We start from the raw sequence: 18,311 nt of genomic DNA on the forward strand, positions 1-18,311 counted from the left end.
CGGGCCGCAGCCCCCCGGCGACCGGCTCACCGTCGGCCGTACGCACCAGGTGCCCGTCCACCAGCCAGCCCGGACGGCCCGGCGCCCGCTCCGGCAGCCGCCGCGTCCGCCCCCGGAACAGCGCCTCCGGCTCCAGCGGCACGCCCGCCGCCGCCAGTTCCGCCAGCGCTCCGACCAGCCGGACCAGGCCGTGCTCGCCCGGCACGTCCAGCGGGACCGCCGTGTGCGGCCGGTCCTGGAGGATCCGGCCGACCAGACCCGACAGCACCCGCCCCGGACCGGCCTCCACGAAGGTCCGGACGCCGGCCGCGTACATGGCCTCCACCTGCTCCACGAACCGGACCGGCTCCGCGACCTGCCGCGCCAGGAGACCCCGTACGGCATCGGCGCCGGCCGGGTACGGGCCGGCCGTGGTGTTCGACCAGACCGGTACGCAGGCGTCGGCCATCTCCGTACCGGCCAGCTCCTCGGCCAGCGCCCCGGCCGCATCCGCGACCACCCCGCTGTGGAACGCGCAGGCCACCTGGATCGGTTCCGCCGTCAGGCCCGCCTCCCGCAGCGCGTCGACCGCCGCGGAGACCGCCTCCGTGGTCCCCGAGATGACGCACTGCCGGGGCGCGTTGTGGTTCGCGACCACGCACCCGGCGCGCTCCGCGATCTCCCGTACCTCCCGCGGAGCCGCCGACACCGCCGCCATCGACCCGGGATCCGCCCCGGCGGCGGCCAGGATCGCCCCGGCCCGGCGCGTGCTCAGCCGCAGCAGGCCGGGCGTGTCGTACACGCCGGCCGCCCACAGCGCGGTGAGTTCGCCGTACGAGTGCCCGGCCACGCAGTCGGGCCGTACGCCGAGCCGCCCGAGCAGCGTGTGCGCCGCCGCCCCCGCCAGCCCCAGGGCCGGCTGGGCCACCCGCGTGTCGGTGACCGCGGCCCGCTGTGCGGCCCGGCCCTCCCCGTCGAAGGCCGCCGGCGGGAACATCGCCGACACCACCGCGCCGGGGGCGTCCTCCAGCAGCCCGCGCAGCACGGGGAACGCCGTGAACAGCTCGCCCAGCATGCCGGGCCGCTGACTGCCCTGCCCGGGGAACAGGAACGCCACCAGCCCCGGGTCCGCCGCCTCCTCCCGTACGTGGACCCCCGCGCCGGGGGTGAAGGCCCGGGCCCGCTCCAGCCGGGCGGCCAGCTCGTCCGCGTCGGCCGCCACGACCGCGACCCGCACCGGGCCCGTCCCCGAGGAGGCGGCCTCCGCCGCCAGGTCGCGCAGGGCCCAGGGCCGCCCGGCCGCGTCGTTCTCCTCGAGCCGGGCCGCGAGCCGCGCCATCGCCCGCCCCGCGGCCCGCCGGTCCTCGCCCCGGAAGCAGAACAGCTCGGCCGGCCACTCCTCCAGCGCGTGCCGCGGCTCGTCCGCCCCGGCGTAACCGGCCAGCACGACGTGGTAGTTGGTGCCGCCGAAGCCGAAGGCGCTCACCCCGGCGATCCGCCGCCGCGCGGGCGCGGACCAGGGCCGGGCCCGCGCGTCGAAGAAGAACGGGCTGCTCCCCGCCCGCCAGGCCGGGTTGGGGGTGTCGACGTGCAGGGTCGGCGGCCGCACACCCGCGTGCACCGCCCGGGCGGCCTTGATCAGCCCGGCCAGCCCGGCCGCGCACTTGGTGTGCCCGAGCTGCGACTTCACCGAGCCCAGCGCGCAGGACCCCGGCGCGGCGCCGGACGCGGTGAACAGCTCGGTCAGGACCGCCAGTTCGGTACTGTCACCGACGACCGTGCCCGTGCCGTGCGCCTCGACCAGCCCCACCTCGGCCGGGGAGATCCCGGCCCGGGCGTAGGCCCGCTCCAGCGCCCGGCGCTGGCCTTCGGGCCGGGGCGCGGTCAGGCCGAGCGAGCGGCCGTCGCTGGCGGAGCCGACCGCCTTGACGACGGCGTACACCCGGTCGCCGTCCCGCTCGGCGTCCGCGAGCCGCTTGAGCACCAGGACGCCCACGCCCTCACCGAGCGCGATCCCGTCGGCGGCCGAGTCGAAGGGCCGGCAGCGGCCGCCGGGCGACAGGGCGCGGACCGAGGAGAACATCAGGTAGTCGTTGATGCCGTTGTGCACGTCGGCGCCCCCGCACAGCACCATGTCGCTGTCGCCGTCGCGCAGTTGGCGGCAGGCCAGGTCCAGGGCGGCCAGGGAGGAGGCGCAGGCGGCGTCGACCGTGCAGTTCGCCCCGCCCAGGTCGAGCCGGTTGGCGACCCGGCCCGCTATGACGTTGGCGAGGACGCCGGGGAAGGAGTCCTCGGTGAGCCGCGGCAGCTGCTCGTCCAGGCCGGCGGGTACCGCCCCCAGGTAGGAGGGGAGCAGGGCGCGCAGCCCGTACGCCCCCGCCAGGTCCGTACCGGCCTCGGCCCCGAACACCACGGAGGTCCGCGAGCGGTCGAACTCCCGCTCCCGGCCGTAGCCGGCGTCCCCCAGGGCCCGGGCGGAGATCTCCAGGGCGAGCAGCTGGACCGGTTCGATGCCGGCCAGCGACGCGGGCGGGATCCCGTAGTCGAGGGCGTCGAAGGGCACCGCGCCGAGGAAGCCGCCCCAGCGGGAGGGGGTGCGCTCGCCCGCCCGGGCCGGGTCGGCGTCGTAGTAGAGCGCCGGGTCCCAGCGGTCGGCCGGCACCTCGGTCACCGCGTCCGTGCCGTCCAGGATCCGCGCCCAGTAGCCGGCCAGGTCGGGGGAGCCCGGGTAGGCGCAGGCCATGCCGACGATGGCGACGTCGAGCGGATCCGCCGGGCCCTCCGCCGGCCCGCGCGGCACGGCGATCTCCTCGGCCCGCCGCTCCAGGAACCGGGTCGCCCCCTCGGTGACCTGCGCGTGCAGCGCGGCCACCGTCGTGTCCCCCGAGCGCAGCGTGGCCGCCTGCCCGAGCATGAACAGCCCCTCCGCGTACTGCCGCTCCTCGCCGACCGGCTCCAGGACGCGCTCGTCGGAGGCGTCCGGAGACCGGCGCAGGCCCTTGCTGGCGATCCGCAGCCGGCCCAGGTTGAGCCGCTCCAGCTCCTCCCACACCTCCCGCGGCGGCGTGCCGTCCCGTTCGAGCCGCCGCCGCGCGGCCTCGAAGGCCTCGGCGAACGGCGTCGCCGCGCAGCGCGTGGCGTGCCCGGGGGCGGTACGCAGCAGCACGGTGTCCGCGCACTCCAGGGCCGTCCGCTGGAAGACCGGGAGCACCGCGCCGCAGGCCACGGCCTCCCGGGTGAACAGGTAGGCCGTGCCCATCAGTACGCCGATCCGCGCGCCCCGCTCGGCCAGCGGCGCGGCGGCCGCGACCGCCATGGCGGCGGAGCGCTCGTCGTGGATGCCGCCCGCGAACAGCACGTCCAGCGACTGCGGTTCGGCGCAGGACAGCAGCCGCTCGATCTGCTCCTCCCACAGCGGGAACGAGGCGCGCGGCCCGACGTGCCCGCCGCACTCCATCCCCTCGAAGACGAACCGCCGCGCGCCCTCGGCCAGGTACCGCTCCAGCAGCCCGGGCGAGGGCACGTGCAGGTGCGTCCGGATCCCGGCCGCCTCCAGCGGGGCCGCCTGGGCGGGGGTGCCGCCGGCGATGACCGCCCACGGGGGCCGGGCCCCGGCCACGGCCGCCAGCTGCTCGCGCCGCAGCTCCTGCGGTGCGAAGCCCAGCAGGCCCACGCCCCAGGGACGGTCCCCGAGCCGCTCGGCGGTCTCGGCGAGGAGCCGGCGCACGTCCGGGCCCTCCATCACCGCGAGCGCCAGGTAGGGCACCCCGCCCTCGGCGGCCACCGCCTCGGCGAAGCCGGCCTGATCGCTCACCCGGGTCATCGGCCCCTGCGCGACGGGCAGCGCGCCCTTCAGCGGCCGGGCCCGTACCGCGGCCTCCAGGTGCCCGGTGACGGCCGCCCGCACGGCCCGGACCACCCCGCCGGTGCTCCGGTGGCGGGCCGCCAGCCGGGCCGCCGAAGCCGCGTCCTGGCCGACGGGCAGCAGCTGCGTCCGCAGGTCCCGGGCGCCCAGCAGGGCCGGCACCGGACCGTCGGGGGCAGGCAGGCCGGGCCGGGCGAACACCCGGTGCCCGTCCAGCAGCCGGGTCTCCGACCCGTCCATGGCCCGGACGGCCGCGGCGACGTCGGCGGGCAGCGCCTCCTCGCCCTCGGCGGTCAGGGCGAGTTGTGCGTCGAGGACCACCCCGGCGGCCCCGCCCGCGACGGCCGCGGCCGCCGTGTGCGGCCCGATCCCGCCCATGGCGAGTACGGGCACCCCGGGCCCGGAGTCCGCGAGGAGCTGCTGGAGGAGGACGAAGGTGGTGGTTCCGCCGACCCGGCCCCCGGCTTCGTGGCCCTTGGCGACCAGCGCGGCCGCCCCGGCGGACACGGCCGCCCCGGCTTCGGCCCGGCTGGTGACCTCGGCCCAGACCCGGGGGCGGCCGGCCGCCGCGGCCCATGCGGCCATCCGCTCGCGGGTGTGGTCGCCCGGGTCGGCCAGCAGCACCGTGTCCACCTCGGGCGGCAGGTCACCGGGCCCGGCCGGGCACCCGGCGGGCACCCGCACCCCGTACCGATGGCCGCTTCCCTCGCCGCCACCGCCCTCACCACCGCCTCCCCCGTCCCCGCCGCCTTCGCCGAGCCGGCGGGCCAGCTCGGCGAAGGCGCGCCGGGCGGCGTCCGGGTCCCGGCCGAGATCGAGCAGGCCGAGGGACCCGGCGCGTTCGGCCGCGGTCACGAGCCGCGGGTTCGGCTCCTCGAACGGGCTGACCGCGACGACCAGTTCACGCGGGGTGGGGGACTGCGGGGGCGGGAGGGTCACGGGCGCTCCTCTTCCAGTGCTGTGGGGCATGACGCAGTGCAGGGCGGAAGAACGGGGGAGAGCGATGAGGTGTGCGGTGCTCGCGCAGCGGCGCCGGGCGCCCGTCGAGCGGCGCGGCGGGCTTGAACCAGGTCAAACGTCCTGGCGCCGCGATGCATCGTGCGGGGGGCACCGCACACTGTCAACAGCCATACGGAATACGGTGCTTCGCCCGGCCGGAACCGGTGCCCCGGGCGGCGGCCGGCCCCGCCGGACCCCTCGCCGGCCCCCGCCGCGCCGCTGGCCTGGGGCTTTCCCGGCCGGGCGGGCTGCGCCCGCGCACGGGCCGGCGTACGGCGTGCGCCGGTGCTCATGCCGTCCCGGCATGCGATGCCGCCGAGCCGGTATGAGCCGCCCCGTGACCCGCCAGCAGTTGTTCACCCACCGGCCCTTACAGGTCCATGCTCACGCCGTTACCGTCCGCCCATGACCCCCACCCTCGCGCAACTCCGCTACCTCGTCGCCGTCGCCGACTGCCGGTCCATCACCGGTGCGGCCGCCTCGGTCTTCGTCGCGCAGTCCGCCCTGTCCCGGGCGGTCCAGGCCATGGAACGCGACCTCGGCGTCGAACTCCTGGCCCGCAGGGGAAGGGGGGTGGACCTCACGCCGGAGGGGGCCCGGGTCGTCCGGCTGGCCCGCACCGTGCTCAACGCGGTCGAGGCCATCGACGACATCGGGACCCCGCACGGCAAGGACTCCCGGGCGGCGTTCACCCTCGTCACCACCCCCACCCTCGCGCTCGACCTGGCCACCGACCTGATCTCGGGCTTCACCGCACGCCACCCGGCCGTGGACATCCGGCTCCAGCAGTACGGCAGCCGCGAGGCCCTCGTCGAGGAACTCACCCGGGGACGGGCCGAACTGGCCCTGGTGGACCTGCCCGTCGACAAGGAACTGTCCACGCACTTCATCCAGGAGCGCGAGGTCGTGCTGATCTCCCCCCTCGGCACCCGGCTGCCGCATCCGGTCCCGCTGCGCATGCTCGACGGACTCCCCATGGTGCTGCCCACCCCGGGCACCGGCCGGCGCACCGAGATGGAGGCCATGTTCAGCTGCATGGGCGTCCGCCCCGTGCCCTCCCTGGAGGTCGACGAACGCCTCGCCTGGGTGACCGGCGTCACCGACGGCCGCGGCTCCCTCATCTGGTACCGGGACGTGGTCTCCAGGGCCTTCGGCAGCAGGGCGGAGATCCGCTCCTTCACGCCGGCCCTGCTGCGCCCGGTCGGCATCGCCCACGCCCGGCGTCCCCTGAGCCGCGCGGCCCGCGCCTTCCTCGCGCACGCCGGTCACAAGGCACCCGTACGTGAGCCGGAGCGCTGAACCGCCGCCACCGCGACGGGTATGCCGGGACGGCATCGAACGATGCTCCAACGGGGGGCGTACGGGTCTGGCGTTGCCCGCCGCCCCCGCCTCACATGGTCCGCATGTCCAGACTCCTGACACCTCCCCGGGCCGCCGCCCTCGCGACCGCGGCCCTCGCCGCGCTGCTGCCCGCCGTCGCCTGGATGGCGGACGCCACCGCCTCCCCGGCGCCGCCCACCCGCAGCGCCGCCCCGGCCCCCGAGAAGAAGTGCACCCTGCCCGGCGGCATGACCGAGATCAGCGGCCTCGCCATGAGCCGCAGGCACCCGGGCGTCTTCTACGCCGTCAACGACAGCGGCAACACCAACCAGGTCTTCGCGATCGACTGCACCGGCCCCACCGGGGTGCTCAAGGCCACCCTGACGGTCGCGGGCGTCGGCAACACCGACTGGGAGGGCCTGGCGATCGGCAAGGACGCCACGGGCGGCCCGGCCGTCCTGGTCGGCGACATCGGGGACAACTTCAGCGGCCGCGCGGAGATCACCGTGCACAGCTTCGCCGAGCCGGAGCAGCTCGCCAACGCCACGGTCACCCCCCTGACGTACCGTTTCTCCTACGCGGACGGCAGGCACGACGCCGAATCCCTGCTCGCCGACCCGGCCACCGGCCGGATCTTCGTCGCCAGCAAGCTCATCGGAGCGGCGGGCCGGCTCTACCAGGCCCCGCTGCCCCCGGTGACCGGACAGGTCAACACCCTGACCGCTGTCGGGCCCGGCCCGGTCTTCACCACGGACGGGGCCTTCTCCCCGACGGGCGCCTCGTACACGCTGCGCAGCGGAGGGCCGCTGGGGGCCGACACCGCCTCCGTGTACGACACCGCGGGGACCAAGCTCGCCGACGTCGCCCTGCCCGCGCAGTCCCAGGGCGAGACGGTGACGTACGCCGACTGCGCGCACCTGCTGGTCGGCTCGGAGAACGATCCCCAGATCTGGCAGGTCCCCCTGCCCCCCGAAGCCACCCCGGGCTGCGGCACGACCCCGACTCCGACCCCGACTCCGACCCCGACTCCCACGCCCACCCCGACGCCGACCCCGACCCCGACTCCCACCCCCGGTGACCTGAAGCTCACCAACCCCGGGCCCCGGACGTGCACGTTCAACCAGTCCTGCACCATCCAGCTCACCACCACCGGCGGAAAACCGCCCGTCCGCTTCGCCGCCACCGGACTGCCCTGGGGGCTGTCCCTCGACGGTGCCTCGGGCCGCATCACCGGCAAGCCCTGGAGCAGCGGCACGACGCAGGTCACCGCCACCGCGACCGACTCCGCCGGCGCGAGCGCGGGCACGGCCTTCGCCCTCACCGTCAACTGGTTCTGAGCCGCGCGACGCGCCGGCGGCCGGGCTGTTCGTACCGGCCGCCCGCGTGCCGTATAGTTGATCTCGAGCTCGCCGCCGCGGAACGCGGAGGTGGGACCGGCGTTGGTGGTCCAAGGAAAGACACCCCACTTCCCGTGGGGGGATGCAGGTGCAAGGCCTGCCCAGCGCTCGATCAAGGCCCCGGCCTCCTCACGGAGACCGGGGCCTTCTGCGTCGCCCGCCCGCCCGCCCGCCCGCCCGTCCTCCGGTGCGGCGCGGCGTTCTGCTACGCGTCCTGGAGCACGGAGAACACGTTGCCGGCCGGGTCCGTGAACCAGGCGATCTTCGGGCCTCCCTCGGCGCGGACGATGCCCTTGTCGTCGTGCTCGAACCCCGGGTACCGCTCGAAGCGGACACCGCGGCCGGCCAGCTCCTCGACCGCCGCGTCGATGTCGTCGACGGGGAAGTTGAGCACGGTGAAGCCGGCCGGGGCGTGGTCCTCCTTGGGGTAGACGAGGATCTCCGTGCCGCCCGCGATGTGCAGGGTCAGCATCCCGTTCTGCTCCTCGGTGACCCGCAGTCCGAGGGTCTCGCTGTAGAACTCCCGCGCCCGCTGGAGGTCGTTCACGGCGAATCCGCTGAATGCCTTGGTGTTGGTGAACACGCGCCGTCCTCTCCGGTGCCCCCGTGTCGGGGCGCTACGAGTGTTCACCAGGGCGGCCGCGGACGCCGGCCGCGAACCGGCTCGGCGCCCCGGATTCACCCCGATGGGAGCAGGGGCCCGCCTGGCCGGTGCCGCCGTCAGCGGACGGCGGCCCCCGCGCCTTGCATCATCGCAAGCCGGCTCGCCGTGCGGTCCAGGTCGCGCATGAGGGCGGAGCTCTCGGGAAGCCCGGACAGGGGGTCGTTGCCGATCAGGAACAGCCGGACATCGCGGTCGCAGCACACGTCCACGAGGTTGGCGAACCGCCGGCGGCCGTCGGCCGTGCAGGAGGCGAGCGGCGGCACGCCGTCGAGGACGACGGTGCCGAAGCGCTCGGCGAGGGCGAGACAGTCGGCGACCGAGGTGGTGCCCTCGCACAGCGCCCCGAAGCCGAGCCATACGAGGTCGCCGCGGACCGCCCGGACGGGCAGCTCGCGCTGATGCCCGGGCACGGCGGTCGCCTCTTCGGTCCGCGGCTCGGCCAGCCCGAGGCGCTGGAGGGAGCTCACGTCCACGGCTCTGAGGGCGGCCCCCTGCGCGAACCGGCTCGCACCGGCGTCCATGTGCCGCACCTGACGGAAGTCCTTGGCACCCGTCACGTCCAGCACGTCCATGCGTGCCTCGATCAGCGCGATCGTCGGCTCGAAAAGGTGGTGGTAGAGCGGGTTCGGCATCAGCCCGGACGGCGGGTAGTTGGAGGTCGTCACGAGCGCGATCCGCCGCTCCAGCAGCGTATGGAAGAGCCGTGCGACGAGCATCGCGTCACCCGCGTCGTGCGCGTGGAACTCGTCGAAGACCAGGACCCGGCAGTTCCCGAGGAGTTCATCGACGGCGCGCTCGACAGCGCTGTGCCGGTGGGGCCCGCGATCCGGCTCCTGACCGGCATGGGAGACACCGTCATGCAGTTGCCGGAAGAAGTCGTGGAAGTGCAGCCGTCGCTTGTGCGGGGTGTCCAGCCCTTCGAAAAAGGTGTCCACGAGCCAGCTCTTGCCCCGCCCGACGGGCCCCCAGACGTACACGTTGCGCGGTGGTGCGGGGCGACGGAAGAACCCGCCCCCTCCGGCCAGCTCGCCCGCCAGCACCGACAACCGCTCCACCGCGGTCTGCTGGGACGCAGAGATCGTGAAACCCCTTTGTGCGGCAGCCTGTTGGAAATGGCCCCGCATCGATTCGTATGGCCTGCGCATCCTGTCGCCCACGCGCGCGACGCTAGCACCAGCCGGCCTGCCACCATGATCGGGGGGTGTCCGCCCAGGTCCGCAGCGGAGTCACTTCGGTGAGACTCCGCTGAAGGCGGCGTCGGCGAGGGCCACGATGTAGTCGGTGTACTCCTTCCGGGTCCCCGTCCCGTTGGGGTTGAGGGAGTACACAAGGCGGCGCTTGAGGTCGGGGGTGGTGAAGAACCCGTTGTCCCATCCGGGGCGGGAGCCCGTCTTGCCCCATACGGTCACGCCGTTGCCGAGGGTCAGGCGCATCAGGCCGCCGGGGGCGAAGCAGGCCTTGCCGTTGAGGCAGTGCTTGTTCTCGGGCCCGTTGGCGACGTCGGGGACGGAGAAGGCCAGTGCCTGTACGGCGGGCGGCAGGAGCCGGCCGCTGAAGAGGGCGGTCATGAAGCGGTCGAGGTCGGCGGCCGTCGAGATCATCCCGCCCTCGGCCCACGGGTAGGGGCTCTGCTCCGTGACGTCGTCCTCCCCGGCGTACACGCGCGTGTGGGGGCTGGGGATCGTGACGTCGTCGGCGGCCGGGAGGCTGGTGTCCCGCAGCTGCAAGGGGCGCAGGATCCGGTGGTCCAGTTCGTGCCGGAAGGAGTTGCCGGTGACCTTCTCGACCAGCAGCCCGACGACCACCGTGTTGATCCCGTTGTACTGCTGGACGGTGCCCGGGGCGGGCCGGTGCTGCTGCCACGCCTCGTCGCCGGCGGCCCGCGCGAAGGTCTCCCGTACCCCGTCGACCGGTGTGACGCCCCTGAGCCACCAACCCGGCCCGTCCTGCGGCCCGGGAGTCGGAGCGGGTGCCGGGAAACCGCTGGTGTGATCGAGGATCTGGCGCACCGTCACCGTGTCGTACTCGGCGGGGATCAGGTCCGGAAGGAGGCGCCGTACCGGGGTGTCGATCCCGATCCTGTGCTCGGCGACGAGTTGCAGCGCGACGGTGTGGGTGAAGGCCTTGGAGACGCTGCCGATGCGGAAGTGGTCGTCGGCCGACACGGGGCCCGCGGTGCCGGTCCACAAGGGGCCGCGCCCCGGCCCGTCGACTCTGACCAGTGCACCGGCCTCGAACCCGGGCAGCGGGCTGATCAGCTTCCGCAGCCGTGCGCCGTCGACCGCGGCGGAGCCGGCGGTGGCGAGAGAGGTGACGGAGGGGGCGGTGGCAGCGGGGGAGGCCTGGGCGGTGGCAGCGGGGGCACCGGCGCCGATCGCGAGGGCGGCAGTGGCTGTGCAGGCCACGACGAGGCGTCGAACTGCGGTCGGACGGTAACGCATGGGCATGCTCCGGGAATGGTCGCTGCGAGGCTCGATCCGTGCCTCCGAACAGCCCCAACTCTGCTGCCTCCAGGGGATGTCGACCATCGGTGACCACCCCGACTCCGTCCCCGAACCGACCCCGGGGCGACCCTGACCTGCCGGGCCCGGCAACGCCCTCCGGCTCTAGGGGGCGCGGACCGCGAGGCTGAGGTCGATCGTGTAGTGCTCCCGGAGCCAGCCGTCCGGGAAGAGGGCGGCCAGTTCGGCGCGCTCGGCGGTGAGGAAGGCGTCCGTGCCCGGTTCGCCCACCAGGAAGAGCGAGTGGGTGGACAGCTTGGCGAGGTGCGCCTCGACGGGGATCCGGCGCGACCAGCGCAGCCGGCGCGTGGCGAAGTCCAGGCCGGGCTGCGACCGGGGGCCCTTGTTGGCGTACCAGCCCGGGCCGAAGCGCTTCTCGATGCGCGCCTCCTGCTCGGCGATCCACTCGACGCCGGTGTCCGGGTCGTTGGACCAGACCGCCAGCGCACCCCCCGGCCGCAGGACGCGCAGCGCCTCGGGACCCGACCGGGCGGGGTCCGTCCAATGCCAGGACTGCGCGTACGTGAGGAGATCGACGCTCGCCGCGGCCAGCGGGAGCCGGTCGCCGTCGCCGCGGACCAGAGCGATCCCCGGGTTGCGGCGGCGGAACTCGGCGGCCATGCCCTCTCCCGGCTCGACCGCCACCACCCGGGCACCGCGGCCGTGCAGGAGGGCGCTCGCGATCCCCGTCCCCGCGCCGACGTCGGCGACGCGGGCGCCGGCCAGCCGGAAGCCGGCCATCTCCTCGACGGCGTCGAAGAGCGCGGCCGGATAGGAGGGACGGTGGTCGGCGTACCGCGCCGCCGCGGAGCTGAACGAACGCGCACGGGATCCGGTCGTCATACGTCCATGATGGACGGCCGGTCAAGAGACCCGGGCGGCCCGGGTCAGTCGATCTGGAGCTCGCCCATCCTGCTCCAGCCCGTGGCCCCCTCGATGGTGGTGCTGACGATCTCGGGCGTACGGGCGACCAGGGGGCGCATGGTCTCCAGCGCGGCGGCGAAGTGGGCGGAGGTGACGTGCGCTTCGGCCGCGTCGTCCTGGAACGCCTCGACCAGGACGTAGGTGTCCGGCTCCTCCAGGCTGCGGGACCACTCGAACCACAGGTTCCCGGGCTCGGCCCGGGTGGCGCGGGTGAACTCGGCGACCTTCTCCGGCCACTGGTCCACGTATGCGGGTTTGACGGCGAATTTCACCACAATGAAGATCATCCGGCCATTGTAGGCACGTCTCCTGGCCCGGCCCCGGTCGCCGCCCGCGTGAGGCGGGCGGCCGCACCGCGCACGCGGCGCGGCCCCCGCTCCCGTCGACGTCTGCGGGTCGATGCCCTTGTAGCGGGGCGCGGGGCTGGCTACAGTCTCTCGTTACACGTGTAACCGGGCGTCCCACCGGCCCCCACGACCGTCGGATCCCCGCCGTTCCCGCTCCGCTCCCACCCCGCGCGAAAGGGCCGCACATGACGCAATCGCTCCCGGCCGAGCTCGACACGGCCTGGCCGCCCCCTCCCTTCCGGACGCCCGTGCCGCCCGTGGTCGCCGAGGACGGCGCACGCCGCTTCGACGGAGTCACCTACGCGACCCGGCCGGGCTTCCGCCCCCGGCTGCTGGACGTCCACGTGCCCGCCGCGCAGGGCCCCGTGCCGGCCGTGGTCTGGATCCACGGCGGCGGCTGGCTGGAGGGCGACCGGCGCTACCCGCCGCCGACCGTCCCCGCCGGGCTGCTGCACGGCGCGGTGTTGGCGGCCGGCCTCGCCCTGGTCTCGATCGACTACCGGCACAGCCTCGAAGCCCCGTTCCCGGCGCAACTGCACGACGTCAAGGCCGCCATCCGCTACGTCCGCGCGTTCGCCGCCGCCTTCGGCATCGACCCCGGCCGGATGGCCGTCTGGGGCGAGTCCGCGGGCGGCCACCTGGCCGCTCTCGCCGGCCTGACCGGCCCGGACACCCCCGGGGCCGCAACCCTGGAGGGCACCGAGGGCGTCGGCGCGGGCGACACCTCGGTACGGGCGGTCGTCGACTGGTACGGCGTGTCCGACCTGGTCTCCCTGCGGGAGCACCCCATGCCCCCGATGCCGCCGGGGGCGGGGGAGTACCCCGATCCGTACGACGCGCTGCTGGGCGGCACCGAGGAGGAGCGGCCCGCGCTGGCCCGGGCGGCGAGCCCGGTGACGTACGCCGCCGGCGCCGTCGGCGCGCCCCCGTTCCTGCTGGTCCACGGCACCCGGGACGGCCTGGTCCCGTACGGCCAGAGCGAGGCCCTGGACGCGGCGCTGCGGGCGGCCGGCGCCGAGTGCCGGCTCGAGCCGGTGGAGGGCGCCGACCACATCTTCCTCGGTGCCCCGGACGTCGCGCCGATCGTGGCCCGCAGCGTGGCCTTCCTGGCCCACCACCTCGGCGTCTGAGGCGGCGGTGACGGGGGCGTGCTGCCGCTCGACCTGCTGCTGACCGGGTGGCCCTGCTGGCGGCCGTCGTCCGCGCCGACGCCGCCCACCCCGCCGTTCCAGGGCCGGGACGACGGCCGGCGCGACCCGATGGGGGACCCGCACCGGGGCGTGCGGGCCGCCGCGGCGGCGTTCCTCGACTGGTTCGGCGGGCCGGCGGGCGTCGTCGTACCGCTTGTCCTGCTGGCCTTCCTGCTGCTGCGCAGGCGCTGCTGGTGTGGCACACCTTCATGTCCGTTCTCGCGCGGGAGCAGGGCCGGCCCGCGACACGGTGCAGCCCGGCCGCTGGGCTCACAACCCCTGAACGGGTGGTGCCGGCGCGTCGTCCCAGACGTTGCCGCCGTCTGTCCAGGTCCACAGCCACTGGCGCAGCGATGGCGCCGCGTACCGCAGGCCATCATGAGGGTCCTGACCCCAGTCCGGTTCCCAGCCGTCGGCATCCCAGAGCAGCACCGGGTGGTCAACCGCTATCAGCGAGACGTACCACTCCATCGTGCAGCCGCCGCCCGTCAAGAAGAGCCACGACGCCGACGGCCCCATTCCCGCTCGCTCGGCGTGGATGGTCGTCGCGCAATGCCAGTCAGGCAGATGCCAATGTGGAACACGGCGCGGCGTCAGCGACGCAAGGCCGCCTTCCGGCCCGAATCCCCCGTCGCCGATCTCCGTGTAGATGCGGCGGAGCAATCCGGGCAGGGGGTACGCGATGCTGCGTTCAGCAAGGTCCACTTCCGTGTTCGTGAGAGGCGGGAACGGCTGATCCGGGAGACACCCGCGAGAGGTGGGCGCACTCTCCGAGCCCCACGCGAGTGCGTGCAGCCTCTCCAGGAGCACGTCGTCGTCCGCAGTGGTGCGGTGAGCGCCTTTCAGGCCGTCTCCCGACATGCAGACCTGACGCACCTGTATGGGCCTCCCCGGCCCCCAGGGTCTCAGGAGGACTGCCGGGGCACCAGGACCGGCTCGATGCCCCGGACCTGCGGGGCCGTACGCCCCTCGATGAGCGCGTGCAGGGCGTCCGCGACGGAGGCGGCGGTAGGCAGCTCCAGGGCGACGCTGGTCAGCGCGGGCCGTTGCAGCGCCGACAGCACGAGGTCGTCGCAGCCCACGACGGCCACCTCCTCCGGTACGGAGATCCCCTCGGCCATCAGCGCGTGCATCAACAGGGCGGCGTACTCGTCGTTGTAGGCGAAGACGGCGTCCAGGCCCAGCTCCCGCCACCGCCGGGCCAGCGCCGTGGCCGACTCCCGCGTGTACGCCAGCTCTACCGGCGTGACGGCGACCGGATGGCGCGCGGCGACCTGCTCCACGCCGGCCAGCCGCGGCCGGGCGAGCGTGCCGAGCCCGCGCTCCCGGGGGATGACCACCCCGATCCCGGACCGGCCCCGGGCGACGAGGTGTTCGGCGGCGATGGCGCCGACGGAGGTCTGGTCGAAGGCGATGGTGGGCACCCCGGCCACGGGCTGCGATGCGAAGGCGAGCATCCCGCGCACACCGGCCCGGCGCAGCACCTCGGCCGCCCGGGCCGTGAGGCGGTCGCCGTCGAGGCAGAGCACCGCCGCCGGCCGCAGCTCGGCCCAGGCACGGGCGGCTTCCAACGGATCGGTGAAACGGCCGGCGTGCATGACGGCGGTGTAGCCGTGCCGCTCGAGCTCGCTGAGCAGATCGTCCACCCACTCGCTCACCAGCCGCCCGACGGCCGAGACGGAGGCGGGCATCAGCACCAGGTTGCTGCGCCCCGCCCGCAGCGAGCGGGCGGCGGCGTTCGGCACGTAGCCGAGCTGCGCGGCAGCGGCCAGCACCCGGGTCCGGGTGGCCTCGCTGACGCGGTGGCCCTGGGTGTCGTTGAGCACGAAGGAGACGGTGGCGCGGGACACCCCGGCCAGCCGGGCGACGTCCGTGCTGGTGGCCGACGCGGGGACCGATGCCTCGTTGGCCATGAAGTGCTCATCGCTCTCGGTAGCCGGGTGGTGCGCGCGTTCCACGTTACACGAGTTAAAGATCAAGCCCCCGGCTCGCCTTGTGCTGATGGTCGGGATAGTAGGTCCAGGTCGCGACGAGGTCAGGCAGATGGTGGTCATCCGCTCCGACCGTGGGGATGCTGGACCCCCAGGTGCCTCACACCGCGTGCCGGAGAAGTCGGGCAGTGCCGGGGTGTACCCACACGGGCGGGCGGCGGCATGTCTGCTGGTGGCGCCGTGCCCAGGGGCCGGTCTGGCTGGGTGCCCAGGTGGCCGGGGCCCGCGGGCGCGGGGTGGGAATCTGCCACCTCATGCTGCGACCCCGGGTTCCGCCCGGGCCGGGAGGCGGGCGCGGGCGGCCCGGCGCAGGTCGGCGCCGCCGGTCCGCCGGCCGGCGGGGGCGGTCCAGTAGGGGTGGGTATACAGGAGGCCCGTGAGGGTGATCAGACGGCGCCGCAGCGCGGTCACGCCAGCGCCGGCGGGCGCCTGCGCGAGTTCGGCGTAGGTCTGCTGCCACGCCTGTTGCAGGGTGATCAGGTCCTCGGGGAAGCGGAACGGTGGTCTCACCCCCCTAGGGAAACACATGTTCGATTTCCGAGGCGAACGGCCCGCCGAGGCGCCCGGCCTCGCCCCGAGGGGTGCGGAGGCGGACGGGGACGACGGGAGCGGGCGGACAGGGCTCGGAAGCGGCCTACGATCCCCGGGTTCGTCGGCATGGGTCCCCGGCCTCGGGTCAGGGGCGACGCCCCCTTGCCTTGCACGCCCGTCGCGGCGGCGGGCCGGGTCCGTTCCTCGAACCGCTGCAGACGGGTTGGCGAACGATTTCGGACAAGTACCTGCATACACCAGCCCGTCCGCCCCCTTCCAGGGGTCGGCGGTGCCGTTGCGTCCAGTCCGGGCCATCGACCCCGAGGGGTCGATGGCCCGGGCGGCCGCCCAGCGTCAGCCGAGGGGCTTGACCTCGCGGTCGTCGACGTGGACGGACCACCCCTGGCGGCCGGACTTGTCGTAGGTGAAGCGGTACTGGACGTGGTCCTCGGCGACGGGGTGGTGGAGGTAGACCCACTGGAACCCGTCGGTCACTCCCGCCTTGTCCCGCAGGATCTTGTACGCCTCAACGGGTGACATGGTGACCACGTCCGTCAGGGGCGCGTTCTCCAGGAACGGCGCCTCGTGAAAGACGACCTCGCCGAGCTCTCCCGTGTCTGTTCGGCCCGTGACCTCGAAGGACCCCAGGTCAGGCTCCTCGCTGCGGGGACGGTCGGGGACGGGAGCGATGTCCTCGTTGAAGACGACCCTCCAATGAGTGATTTCGTCCATGTTCTCCGTCGGCCCCGAAGGGCACTCGCCGGCGAACATCACCAGCACCTTCTTGCGGGCCGGGGATTCCGCGTCCACCTTTGCCCGGGCCCGTGCACCCAGCTCCCACAACTCCACCGTCGTCATGGAGACCTCCTTTTCTCGAAACGGGCTTGGCATCGCAAGGATGGCCTCGGTGGGCGGCGGCGTCCGAGGCGCGACATGCGTAGAGGAACTGGGTGGCCGAGCGCGTGAGGAGGCGAAGGGGCGCGGGGGGAATTACAGGGGGCGGGCGGTGGGGGCGCACTTCGGAGCTGTTCCGGCGCGGATGGCCTTGACTGCCGTAGCACCGCTTCCGCCCTCGCCGCCGGGGCGTACGTATCGAGCCCGGGATTCGTGGGCTATAGTTGATCTCGAGCTCGCCGCCGCGGAACGCGGAGGTGGGACCGGCGTTGGTGGTCCAAGGAAAGGCACCCCACTTCCCGTGGGGGGATGCAGGTGCAAGGCCTGCCCAGCGCTCGATCAAGGCCCCGGCCTCCTCACGGAGACCGGGGCCTTCTTGCTGTGCCGGTGCGGTCCCGTGGTTGACATGGAGCGCACTCCAACACCTAGCGTCCCGGGCAGATGATGTTCCGCGAGCAGGAGGCAGCAGCATGAGTGACGTTTCCCCCCGGCACCTGGGAGCCCTGGAGGTTTCCGCGCAGGGTCTCGGTTGCATGGGCATGAGCCACGGCTACGGCACCTCCGACGACGCACAGTCGATCGAGACCCTGCACCGCGCGCTCGACCTCGGGGTGACCCTCCTGGACACCGCCGACTTCTACGGATTCGGCCACAACGAGGAGTTGATCGGCCGGGCCGTCGCGGGGCGCCGCGACGAGGTGGTGCTGGCGACGAAGTTCGGCTTCGCCAACCGCCTGGGCGAGCCCACCCTGATCCGCGGCGACGCCGCCTACGTGCGCCAGGCGTGCGAGGCGTCGCTGCGCCGGCTGGGGGTCGACCACATCGACCTCTACTACCAGCACCGGGTCGATCCGCAGGTGCCGATCGAGGAGACCGTCGGCGCCATGGCCGAACTCGTTCAGGCCGGAATGGTCCGCCACCTCGGCCTGTCCGAGGCCGGCGCCGACACCATCCGGCGGGCGCACGCGGTCCACCCGATCGCCGCGCTGCAGAGCGAGTGGTCGCTGTGGACCCGCGACCTGGAGGCGCGGACCGTCCCGGTCTGCCGTGAACTGGGCATCGGCCTGGTGCCGTTCTCCCCGCTGGGCCGGGGCTTCCTGACGGGCCGGTACAGCTCGGTGGAGGGTCTGGCCGCGACCGACATCCGGCGCACCCAGCCGCGTTTCGCCGACGGCAACCTCGAACGGAACCTGGCGATCGTGGCCGAACTGGACAAGCTGGCCGCGGCGAAGGGCATCACCACCGGCCAGCTCGCGCTGGCCTGGGTCCAGCACCGGGGCGCCGACGTCGTGCCGATCCCCGGGACCCGCCGCCTGCGCTACCTGGAGGAGAACCTCGGGGCCCTGGCCGTCGAGCTATCCCCCGAGGACCTCGCCGCCATCGAGGCCGCCGCCCCGGCGGAGCAGGTCGCGGGCACCCGGTACGACGCGGCCAGCCTCACGTTCGTCGACCAGTGAGCCGGCCGCCGGGTCACCGGCGCGCCGAAGCGGGGCCGGACGGCGCGTCGGCGAGGCCCCGACGGGCCGTCAGCCGTTACGGTTCCGGCCGCCGGCCGGGAGGCCCAGGGACCGGACGGACGAGGTCGTCGAGCTCCTCGCGGACGAGCTTGTCCGGGCTGGCGGTCCGGGTGCGCAGTGCCCGTAGATCTCCAGGGTCACCAGGCCGTGCCGCCGCCCCCAGAGGCGCATGGCGAGTGCCACGGCCGCGGG

The 18,311-nt window shown here is 74.4% G+C and carries 14 protein-coding genes; 4 read left to right on the forward strand and 10 right to left on the reverse strand.

Annotated features, from left to right (window positions below):
- A partial coding sequence (locus AB0D45_RS32350) for a beta-ketoacyl synthase N-terminal-like domain-containing protein (protein ID WP_362465794.1) occupies window positions 1-4,429 on the reverse strand: 4,429 nt, incomplete at its 3' end.
- 819 nt (window positions 4,430-5,248) lie between these two features.
- On the opposite strand from AB0D45_RS32350, the gene AB0D45_RS32355 reads away from it, so the two are divergent.
- Window positions 5,249-6,142 (forward strand): LysR family transcriptional regulator, encoded by an 894-nt coding sequence (locus AB0D45_RS32355; protein ID WP_361611170.1) that lies wholly within the window; start codon window positions 5,249-5,251, stop codon window positions 6,140-6,142.
- Window positions 6,143-6,246: 104 nt separating this feature from the next.
- Window positions 6,247-7,500 (forward strand): putative Ig domain-containing protein, encoded by a 1,254-nt coding sequence (locus tag AB0D45_RS32360; RefSeq protein ID WP_362465765.1) that lies wholly within the window; start codon window positions 6,247-6,249, stop codon window positions 7,498-7,500.
- A 265-nt stretch (window positions 7,501-7,765) separates the two neighbouring features.
- Here AB0D45_RS32360 and AB0D45_RS32365 read toward each other — a convergent pair whose 3' ends face one another.
- From AB0D45_RS32365 to AB0D45_RS32385, 5 genes are all read right to left on the reverse strand, one after another.
- Entirely contained in the window at window positions 7,766-8,143 is a 378-nt protein-coding gene (locus tag AB0D45_RS32365; RefSeq protein ID WP_362465768.1) for a VOC family protein, read from the reverse strand.
- 137 nt (window positions 8,144-8,280) lie between these two features.
- On the reverse strand, window positions 8,281-9,369 hold the full coding sequence (zapE, locus tag AB0D45_RS32370; RefSeq protein WP_362465797.1) for a cell division protein ZapE: 1,089 nt from the start codon (window positions 9,367-9,369) through the stop codon (window positions 8,281-8,283).
- A gap of 81 nt (window positions 9,370-9,450) precedes the next feature.
- Window positions 9,451-10,665: a serine hydrolase domain-containing protein gene (locus tag AB0D45_RS32375; protein WP_362465771.1), complete on the reverse strand. Its 1,215-nt coding sequence runs from the start codon at window positions 10,663-10,665 to the stop codon at window positions 9,451-9,453.
- Window positions 10,666-10,830: 165 nt separating this feature from the next.
- Window positions 10,831-11,568: a class I SAM-dependent methyltransferase gene (locus AB0D45_RS32380; protein WP_362465774.1), complete on the reverse strand. Its 738-nt coding sequence runs from the start codon at window positions 11,566-11,568 to the stop codon at window positions 10,831-10,833.
- A 44-nt stretch (window positions 11,569-11,612) separates the two neighbouring features.
- Window positions 11,613-11,936, reverse strand: a complete 324-nt coding sequence (locus AB0D45_RS32385) for a putative quinol monooxygenase (RefSeq protein ID WP_361610627.1) — start codon at window positions 11,934-11,936, stop codon at window positions 11,613-11,615.
- A 245-nt stretch (window positions 11,937-12,181) separates the two neighbouring features.
- Between AB0D45_RS32385 and AB0D45_RS32390 the strand changes: the two genes are divergently transcribed.
- Window positions 12,182-13,126 carry an alpha/beta hydrolase gene (locus AB0D45_RS32390; RefSeq protein WP_362465777.1) on the forward strand — a complete coding sequence of 315 codons (945 nt, stop codon included), beginning with the start codon at window positions 12,182-12,184 and terminating at the stop codon, window positions 13,124-13,126.
- Between the two features lie 330 nt (window positions 13,127-13,456).
- Here the strand turns inward: AB0D45_RS32390 and AB0D45_RS32395 are convergent, their stop codons facing one another.
- The 4 genes from AB0D45_RS32395 to AB0D45_RS32410 all read right to left on the reverse strand — a co-directional run bounded on the left by AB0D45_RS32395 (window position 13,457) and on the right by AB0D45_RS32410 (window position 16,566).
- On the reverse strand, window positions 13,457-13,891 hold the full coding sequence (locus tag AB0D45_RS32395) for a hypothetical protein (protein ID WP_362465780.1): 435 nt from the start codon (window positions 13,889-13,891) through the stop codon (window positions 13,457-13,459).
- Between the two features lie 200 nt (window positions 13,892-14,091).
- Window positions 14,092-15,099, reverse strand: coding sequence for a LacI family DNA-binding transcriptional regulator (locus AB0D45_RS32400; protein WP_362465782.1), 1,008 nt, complete (start codon window positions 15,097-15,099; stop codon window positions 14,092-14,094).
- 330 nt (window positions 15,100-15,429) lie between these two features.
- Window positions 15,430-15,687 carry a hypothetical protein gene (locus AB0D45_RS32405; protein ID WP_362465785.1) on the reverse strand — a complete coding sequence of 86 codons (258 nt, stop codon included), beginning with the start codon at window positions 15,685-15,687 and terminating at the stop codon, window positions 15,430-15,432.
- A gap of 375 nt (window positions 15,688-16,062) precedes the next feature.
- Window positions 16,063-16,566, reverse strand: a complete 504-nt coding sequence (locus tag AB0D45_RS32410; protein WP_362465788.1) for a hypothetical protein — start codon at window positions 16,564-16,566, stop codon at window positions 16,063-16,065.
- 506 nt (window positions 16,567-17,072) lie between these two features.
- Here AB0D45_RS32410 and AB0D45_RS32415 point away from each other — a divergent pair.
- The gene (locus AB0D45_RS32415; protein ID WP_362465791.1) at window positions 17,073-18,059 is read left to right on the forward strand and encodes an aldo/keto reductase; all 987 of its coding nucleotides are present in this window, start codon (window positions 17,073-17,075) and stop codon (window positions 18,057-18,059) included.
- Window positions 18,060-18,311: the final 252 nt, after the last annotated feature.

The organism is Streptomyces sp. NPDC048352 (assembly GCF_040651895.1).
Lineage (GTDB): Bacteria > Actinomycetota > Actinomycetes > Streptomycetales > Streptomycetaceae > Streptomyces.

What these genes read in the sequence shown, in the direction of transcription:
- AB0D45_RS32360 (WP_362465765.1), top strand. Translation starts at nt 6,247, where the DNA reads ATGTCCAGACTCCTGACACCTCCCCGGGCCGCCGCCCTCGCGACCGCG.
- AB0D45_RS32355 (WP_361611170.1), top strand. Translation starts at nt 5,249, where the DNA reads ATGACCCCCACCCTCGCGCAACTCCGCTACCTCGTCGCCGTCGCCGAC.
- AB0D45_RS32400 (WP_362465782.1), bottom strand. Translation starts at nt 15,099, where the DNA reads ATGGCCAACGAGGCATCGGTCCCCGCGTCGGCCACCAGCACGGACGTC.
- AB0D45_RS32415 (WP_362465791.1), top strand. Translation starts at nt 17,073, where the DNA reads ATGAGTGACGTTTCCCCCCGGCACCTGGGAGCCCTGGAGGTTTCCGCG.
- AB0D45_RS32390 (WP_362465777.1), top strand. Translation starts at nt 12,182, where the DNA reads ATGACGCAATCGCTCCCGGCCGAGCTCGACACGGCCTGGCCGCCCCCT.
- AB0D45_RS32375 (WP_362465771.1), bottom strand. Translation starts at nt 10,665, where the DNA reads ATGCGTTACCGTCCGACCGCAGTTCGACGCCTCGTCGTGGCCTGCACA.
- AB0D45_RS32410 (WP_362465788.1), bottom strand. Translation starts at nt 16,566, where the DNA reads ATGACGACGGTGGAGTTGTGGGAGCTGGGTGCACGGGCCCGGGCAAAG.
- AB0D45_RS32380 (WP_362465774.1), bottom strand. Translation starts at nt 11,568, where the DNA reads ATGACGACCGGATCCCGTGCGCGTTCGTTCAGCTCCGCGGCGGCGCGG.
- AB0D45_RS32385 (WP_361610627.1), bottom strand. Translation starts at nt 11,936, where the DNA reads ATGATCTTCATTGTGGTGAAATTCGCCGTCAAACCCGCATACGTGGAC.
- zapE (WP_362465797.1), bottom strand. Translation starts at nt 9,369, where the DNA reads ATGCGCAGGCCATACGAATCGATGCGGGGCCATTTCCAACAGGCTGCC.